Raw genomic sequence first — 7465 nt, 5'->3', positions numbered from 1 at the left:
TCCATGTCCAGGACGGTGGAACCGTCCTCGTCGGTGACCGGGACGGTGGGGCCGGCGAAGCGGTCGGCGTAGCGCGTCTCGGTGAGGACGGTCCGGGTGCCGGTGGTGGCCAGCATGTGGCCGACGCGCTCGTCCGGGTAGCCGGGGTCGACGGGTACGTACGCGGCGCCCGCGCGCCAGATGCCGAGCAGGGCGGCGACCAGTCGCGGCGAGCGGTCCAGGAGTACGGCGACGGTGTCCTCGGGGCCGATGCCGAGCCCGGCGAGCCGGCGGGCGTACTGCTCCGATTCCTCGGCGAGCCGGCGGTAGGTGTACGTGGTGTCGCCGTGGCGCAGGGCGGTGGCGTCGGGGGTGGCCGCGGCCTGTTCCAGGACGGTTTCCAGGACGGGGCGCAGGGCGGTGGCGTCGAGGGGGCGATCGGTGCCGACGGGGGTGGCCGGTCCGTCCAGGAGCAGGGCGCGCTCCTCGGGGCCGATCGGGTCGAGGGTGGACAGCGGGGCGTCGGGGGTGGCGGCGATCTGGGCGAGGAGCCGGGTGTAGTGGCCGGCGATCCGGGCGGCGGTGGCCGCATCGAAGAGGGCCGTGGCGTATTCGAGGCTGCCGTGCAGGGCTCCGTCGGCGCGTTCGGTGAGGTGCAGTGTCAGGTCGAAACGGGCGATGGAACTCGCGGCGGGGACGGGCTCGGCGGTGACGCCGGGCAGGTCGGGGCCGTCGGCCCCCTCGCCGGACGCGAGGTCGAACATGACCTGGAAGAGCGGTGTGGTGGACAGGTCGCGCTCGGGCTCCAGCTCGTCGGCGATCCGGTCGAACGGCGTCTCCTGGTGGTCGAAGGCGTCCAGCACGGTGGTGCGGTTGGCGGCGAGGACGTCCCGGAAGGCCGGGTCGGCGCCCCAACGACCCCTCAGCACCAGGGTGTTGTACGCGTATCCGGCCATCTGCCGCAGTTCGGGGCGGGTGCGTCCGGAGACGGCGGTGCCGACCGACACGTCCCGCTTGCCGGTGTAGCGGCCGAGCAGGGTCTGGTAGGCGGTGAGCAGCACCATGAAGAGGGTGGCGTCGCCGTCGCGGGCGACCTTGCGCAGCGCGGTGGCGGTGGCGGCGGGGACGTCGAAGCCGTGTGTGGCACCGCCCCAGGTTCGTACGGCGGGGCGGGGCCGGTCGGTGGGCAGGGCGAGCGGTTCGACGCCGGCGAGCTCCCGGCGCCAGCGGTCGAGGCCGCGGTCGGCGTCGGGGCCGCTCTGCCGGCGGGCCGCCCAGGCCGCGTAGTCGGCGTACTGGACGGGCAGTTCGGGCAGTTCCTCGCCCCGGTGGAGGGCGGCGAGGTCGGCCAGGAGCAGCGGGCGGGTCAGCGCGTCGCAGGCGATGTGGTGCATGACGACGAGCAGGACGTGGTCGTCGGGGGCGAAGCGCAGCAGCCGTACCCGCAGCGGGTGGTCGGCGGCCAGGTCGAAGGTCTCGGCGGCGCGGGCCTCGGTGAAGGCGACGGCGGCCGCGTCCCGGGCGGCGGCGTCCAGGCCGGGCCGGTCGGTGACGGCGAGGTCGACGGGCCCGGCCGGGTCGACGACCTGCCGGGGGTCGGCCGCGTCCAGGACGTAGCGGGTGCGCAGGATCTCGTGGCGGGCGGCGAGCGAGTCGAACGCCTGCTGGAGGGTGCCCGGCGACAGCGGGCCGCGCAGCCGGTACGCCATCGGCAGCAGGTATTCGGGGCTCTCCGGGTCGAGCTGGTGCAGGAACCACAACTGGCGCTGCCCGGCCGAGAGTTCGAGGGGCTTGGTGCGGTCGGCGCGCGGGATCGAGGCGGTGCGGGCGGGAGTGCCGGCGCCGCGCCCGGCGAGGCGGCGGCGCAGGAGCTCGGCGCGCAGCTCCTCCTGTGTGGGCTGCGTCGGCGCGGTGGGTGCGGTCACGGCTGGTACTCCCTGTGGGCGAGGGCGAGTTCGGCTTCGGTGAGCTTCTCTATCTCGGCCGTCACGGCCTCTTCCACGGCTTCGGCGAGCCGGGCGACGGTGGGGCGTTCGAAGACGGCGCGCAGGGGCAGTTCGACGTCGAACTCCTCCTGGATGCGGGCGACGACCTGGGCGGCGCGCACGGAGTTGCCGCCGCTGCGGAAGAACCCCTGGCGGGCGCCGATCCGGTGGCCGGCGACGGCTTCCGGGCCGTGCAGCACCTCGGCCCAGATCCCGGCGATGATCTCCTCGACGGGTCCTTCGGGCGCGGTGTACGGCTCGTCGGCGAGCGCGGCTGCGAGGTCGGGCGTGGGCAGGGCCGCGGTGTCGACCTTGCCGTGCCGGGTGAGCGGTACGGCGGTGATCGGTACGAGCAGCGCGGGGACCATGTAGTCGGGCAGCCTGCGGGCGCAGTGGTCCAGGAGCGCGCTGTCGCCGGGTACGGGGGTGTTGTCGGCGGCCACCCAGTAGCCGATGAGCGCGGCGTCGGGGCCGGTGCCGTGGACGGTGACCACGGCCCGGGCGACTCCGGGGTGCTCGGCCAGGACGCCCTGGACCTCGCCGGTCTCCACCCGCCTGCCTCGGATCTTGACCTGGCCGTCGGCGCGCCCGGCGAACTCCAGCGTGCCGTCGGGCAGCAGGCGGGCCATGTCGCCGCTGCGGTAGAGGCGGGCGCCGGGCTCGCCGTACGGGTCGGGTACGAACACGGCGGCGGTCAGGTCGGGCCTGCCGTGGTAGCCGCGGGCGAGGGCGGTCCCACCGATGCACAGTTCGCCGGTCACCCCGTACGGCACGGGGGTGAGGTTCTCGTCCAGGACCCGGACGGTGCAGTGCGGGTAGGGGCGGCCGATCGGGGTGGACTGCGCGGTGTCGTGCGCGTCCCACCGGGTGGAGGCGATGGTCGTCTCGGTGAGCCCGTACTCGTTGATGAACCGCCGCAGCCTGCGCGATAGGTCGCGGGCGAGGGCGGGCGGGCAGTCCTCGCCGCCGGTCTTGCCGACCAGTGGGCGGCGGCCGAAGCCGGCGTCGATCAGCATCTGCCAGTGCGCGGGGGCGGCCTGGAGGTGGCTGACGCCGTGCCGGTCGAGCAGCGCCAACTGGGCTCGGTGGTCGCGCAGTTCGTGGTCCTGGGCGAGAACGACCCGGCCGCCCGCGACGAGCGGCATGACGAGTTCGGTCCAGGAGATGTCGAACGTGGGCTGGGCCAGGGCGAGATAGGCGTCGTCGGGGCCCTGCCCGAAGTCCAGGTGGGCCTGGAAGGCGCGCAGGGTGGGCAGCAGGGTGCGGTGTTCCACGGCGACGCCCTTGGGGCGGCCGGTGGAGCCGGAGGTGTACATCAGGTAGGCGAGGCGGGTGCCGTCCCCGGCGGGCAGCGGCTCGGCGTCCGCCGGCGGCGCGGCGTCCGGTTCCGTGTCCAGGGTGAGGACGGCGCCGCGGTGGATCCCGGCCAGGCGTGCGGCGCCCGCCGTGTCGGTGACGAGGACGCCCGCCCCCGAGTCGGCGAGCACATGGGCGATCCGGTCGTCGGGCGCGCCCGGGTCGAGCGGCACATGGGCGGCGCCGGCGTGCCAGCTGCCGAGGATCGTGGCGAGCAGCTCGGGGGTGCGGCCGAGCAGCACGGCGACGGTGGTCTCCGGGCCGGCGCCGAGGCCGCGGAGCCGGTGGCCGAGGAATTCGGCGCGCCGGGTCAGCCGTTCGTACGTCCAGGTCTCGTCGCCGCAGACGACGGCCGGGTCCTGCGGGGAGCGCCGGGCCACCTCCGCGATCGCGGTGTGTACGCCCCCGTCGGACGCTCCGGTGATGGTGTCCCCCGCTCCGGCGGGGCCGGGGCCGTGGGCGACGAGTTCGGCGCGGAGCGGGGCGGGCAGGATGTCGGCGGTGCCCAGCCGTACCCACGGGTCGTCGGCGACCGCCTCCAGCAGTCGGGTCCAGCAGTCGGCGAACCGCTCGACGGTGGCCGGGTCGAACAGGGCGGTGGCGTACTCGGCCATGCCGAGCAGGGAGCCGTCGTCCCGGCGCTGCACGACGAACGTGAGGTCGGTGCGGGCGGCCTGCCAGGCGCCCCGGAAGGCGTCGAGGTCGCCGGCCGAGGTCGCGGTGCCGGTGCGGCCCTCCTCGTGCAGGTCGAACATCACCTGGTAGAGCGGGGTGCGGGCGGCATCGCGGCTCTCGTCGAGCTCGGCGACGAGCCGGTCGAAGGGCAGCTCCTGGTGGGCGAAGGCCTCGCGGGCGGTGTCGCGGACCCGGACGACGGCGTCACGGAAGGTGGTGTCGGCGGCGGCGTCGCAGCGCAGCACGAGGGTGTTGAGGAAGAACCCGACGACATCGGCGGTCTCGGGCCGCTCTCGGCCGGCCACCGGGATGCCGACCGGGACGTCCCAGCGGCCGGTGAGGCGGGCGACGAGCGCGGAGAACGCGGTGAGCAGGGTCTGCTGGAGGGTCGCCCCGCAGCTGCGGCCGAGGGCCGCGACGCGCTCGGTGAGCGCGGCCGGGATCGTGAAGAGGTGGACGGCGCCGTGCGCGTCGCGCACCGGGGGCCGGGGCCGGTCGGTGGGCAGGTCGAGCGGGGCGATGCCGTCCAGCACCCGCTTCCAGTGGTCGAGTTCGCGCGAGACGAAGGTGTCGGTGAGCCGGGCGCGCCGGTGGGTGGCGTGGTCGGCGTACTGCACCGGGAGCTCGGGCAGCCGGGCGTCGGTGCCGGTGTGCGCGGCCTCGGCGAGCGCCTTGAGGTCGCGCTCCAGGACGACGGAGGACCAGCCGTCGCAGGCGATGTGGTGCAGCGAGAGGACCACGTGCAGGTGCTCGGTCCCCCGGCGTACGGTCAGAGCCCGCCAGACGGGTCCGTTCTCCAGGTCGAAGGGGCGGGCGAACTCCTCCTGCACCAGGACGTTCAACTCGTCGGCGGTCGCGGCGAGCGCGGTGCGCAGCCGGGGCGGACGGGTGCCGGGCGCGTCGGCGATCTGGACGGGCTCGGTGCCGTTCAGCACGTACCGGGTGCGCAGGATCTCGTGCCGGTCGGCGAGTGCGCCGAGGGCGGCGGCGACGGTGGCGTCGCTGTACTCGGCGGGCAGGGTGAGGAAGGCGGGGGCGTTCCACTCCCTGCTGCCGGGGCGCAGCCGGTCGAGCAGCCACATGCCCTGCTGGCCGGGCGAGAGCGGCAGGCCCTCGGGCTTGCGGGGCACGGGAAGGACCGTTTCCGCAATGTGGTCGTCGCCGGTCGGGTCGGCGGGTCGGCCGATCAGGGCGGCCTGGGTCTCGACGGTGGTCGCGGTGAACAGGGCGCGCAGCGGTACGCGGGTGCCCGCCGACGCCGACAGCAGCTCGGAGAGCCGGGTCAGCATCAGTGAGGAGCCGCCGAGCTGGAAGAAGTCGTGGGTGGCGCCGATCTCCCCGGCGGGGACGGCGATCAGCTGGGCCCAGATCTCGGTGACGGCCCGCTCGGTGGCGTCGCGCACCGGGACGTAGGCGGTCTCGGTGCGGCTCTCGGCCGGATCGGGCAGCGCGCCCCGGTCGATCTTCCCGCTGGCGGTGAGCGGCCACTCGTCGACGGTCACGAAGACGGACGGCACCAGGACATCGGGCAGGGTGCGGCGCAGGAAGGCGCGCAGTTCGTCGGGGCGGGGGGCCTCGCCGCGCGGCTGCACCCAGGCGGCGAGCCGGTGGCCCCCGCCGGCGGGGTCGGGCACGGCGGCGGCGACGGCGGTGCGCACCCAGGGGTGGGCGGCGAGCGCGGCCTCGACCTCGCCGGGCTCGATCCGTACGCCGTTGACCTTGACCTGCTGGTCGAGACGGCCGAGGTATTCGAGGGCGCCGTCGGCGCGCCAGCGCACCTTGTCGCCGGTGCGGTAGAGCCGCTGCCCCTCGGTGTGCGGGTCGGGCACGAAGCGTTCGGCGGTCAGGTCCGGGCGGCCGAGGTAGCCGAGGGCGAGCCCGATGCCGCCCGCGTGGAGTTCACCGGGGACGCCGACCGGCACGGGCCGTCCGGCCGGGTCGAGGACGACCACGCGCATGTTGCCGATGGGGCGCCCGATGGGGACGGCACCGGTGTCCTGGTCCGGGTCCCACAGGTGCTCGGTGATGTCGACGGACGCCTCGGTGGGTCCGTAGGTGTTCCAGATCCGTACGCCGGGCGCGCGTTCGAGGATGCGGCGGCACAGGTCGGCGTGGAGGGGTTCGCCGGCGCTGAAGACCAGGCGCAGGGCGGTGGTCCGCTCCCAGCCGGGTTCGTCGACGAGGCGCCGGTAGACGGAGGGGACGCCCTGGAGGACGGTGACGCCGTGGTCGGCGACGGCGGCGAGCAGGGTCGCCGGGTCACGCTCGGCGCCGTCGGGGGCGAGCACGAGGGCGGCGCCGCTGACCAGCGGGGAGAACAGCTCCAGTCCGGCGGCGTCGAAGCCGACGGTGGTCTTGAGCAGCACCCGGTCGGTGGGGCCGAGCCGGTGGCGGTGGGCGAGCCAGCGCACCCGGTTGGCGATGCCCTCGTGCGGGACGACGACGCCCTTGGGGCGGCCGGTGGAGCCGGAGGTGTGCAGTACGTAGGCGGGCCGGGCCGATTCGGCGACGAACTCCGGCACTCCCCCGGGCTGTTCGCCGGTGACGTCCTCGGCGAGCAGCACCCGGGTGCCCGTGGGCAGCTTGTCGGCGGTGGACCGCTCGGCGAGGGCCACCGGCGCCTGCGCGTCCTCCAGGACGAGGGCGATGCGGCTCTCGGGGTGGTTCGGATCGAGCGGTACGTAGGCGCCGCCCGCCAGCCAGACGCCGAGCAGCCCGGCGACCAGGTCGGGTCCGCGGCGCAGGCACACGCCCACGAAGTCACCGGGGCGCACGCCGAGGGCGTGCAGCCGGGCGGCGAACAGCGCGGCGCGCGCGCCGAGTCCGGCGTAGGTGACCACGGTTCCGTCGGCGCCGATCACGGCGGGTGCGTCAGGGGTACGGGTGCGCTGGGCGGCGAACAGCGCGGGCAGCAGGGGTGCGGTCCTGGGCCGGGCAATGGTTGCACCGGTGTACGAACCCGACAGCGTGCGGTCGTTCACAGTCTCTCCTCCATCGGGATCGGGCGGCGCGGTGGGGGTCGGGCCCGGCCTCGGATCCGGCGGCCAGTACGGTCAGGCGGCGGTGGCGTCCATGCGCCGGCGCAGGCTCAGCGGGCGCAGGTCGGTCCAGATCTCGGTGATGCGTGCGAGGCACTCCTCGCGGGTGCCCTCGCCGCCCTCGGCGTGCCAGCCGGCCGGCAGGGCGCGGTCGGCCCACCAGATCGAGTACTGCTCCTCGTCGTTGAGCACGACGCGGTACAGGGTCTCTTCGGTCTGTCGCTGCTCGCTCATCAGTTCGACGCCCCTTTGTGTGGTCGGTTATGGCCATGTTTGAAGGGCGCCCTATCCGGGCCCTATGCCGGCCATGTATTCACCGGGCCCGGGGCACGGCGGGGCGTGGCGTGGCGTGGCGGGCCAATGCAGTTGCTTCATGCGCCCGCCCGGTTCACAGGCGGTCCGGTCTGCCGGGACTGGTGACGGAGAAGGTCA

The 7465-nt window shown here is 75.0% G+C and carries 3 protein-coding genes; all 3 read right to left on the bottom strand.

Annotated elements, in window-relative coordinates:
* The coding region (locus EES42_RS39860; protein WP_164495509.1) for a condensation domain-containing protein at nucleotides 1-1904 on the bottom strand (1904 nt) is incomplete at its 3' end.
* Entirely contained in the window at nucleotides 1901-6976 is a 5076-nt protein-coding gene (locus tag EES42_RS39855) for a non-ribosomal peptide synthetase (RefSeq protein WP_241196888.1), read from the bottom strand. The genes EES42_RS39855 and EES42_RS39860, both read right to left, overlap by 4 nt.
* A 72-nt stretch (nucleotides 6977-7048) precedes the next feature.
* Nucleotides 7049-7267, bottom strand: a complete 219-nt coding sequence (locus EES42_RS39850) for an MbtH family protein (protein WP_124723102.1) — start codon at nucleotides 7265-7267, stop codon at nucleotides 7049-7051.
* Nucleotides 7268-7465: the final 198 nt, after the last annotated feature.

This window comes from Streptomyces sp. ADI95-17 (genome assembly GCF_003846175.1).
GTDB lineage: Bacteria > Actinomycetota > Actinomycetes > Streptomycetales > Streptomycetaceae > Streptomyces > Streptomyces sanglieri.
This window is presented reverse-complemented; position numbering and strand designations above follow the sequence as displayed.

Excerpts from the sequence above, each read along its gene's own strand:
- EES42_RS39850 (WP_124723102.1), bottom strand. The coding sequence starts at position 7,267 with ATGAGCGAGCAGCGACAGACCGAAGAGACCCTGTACCGCGTCGTGCTC.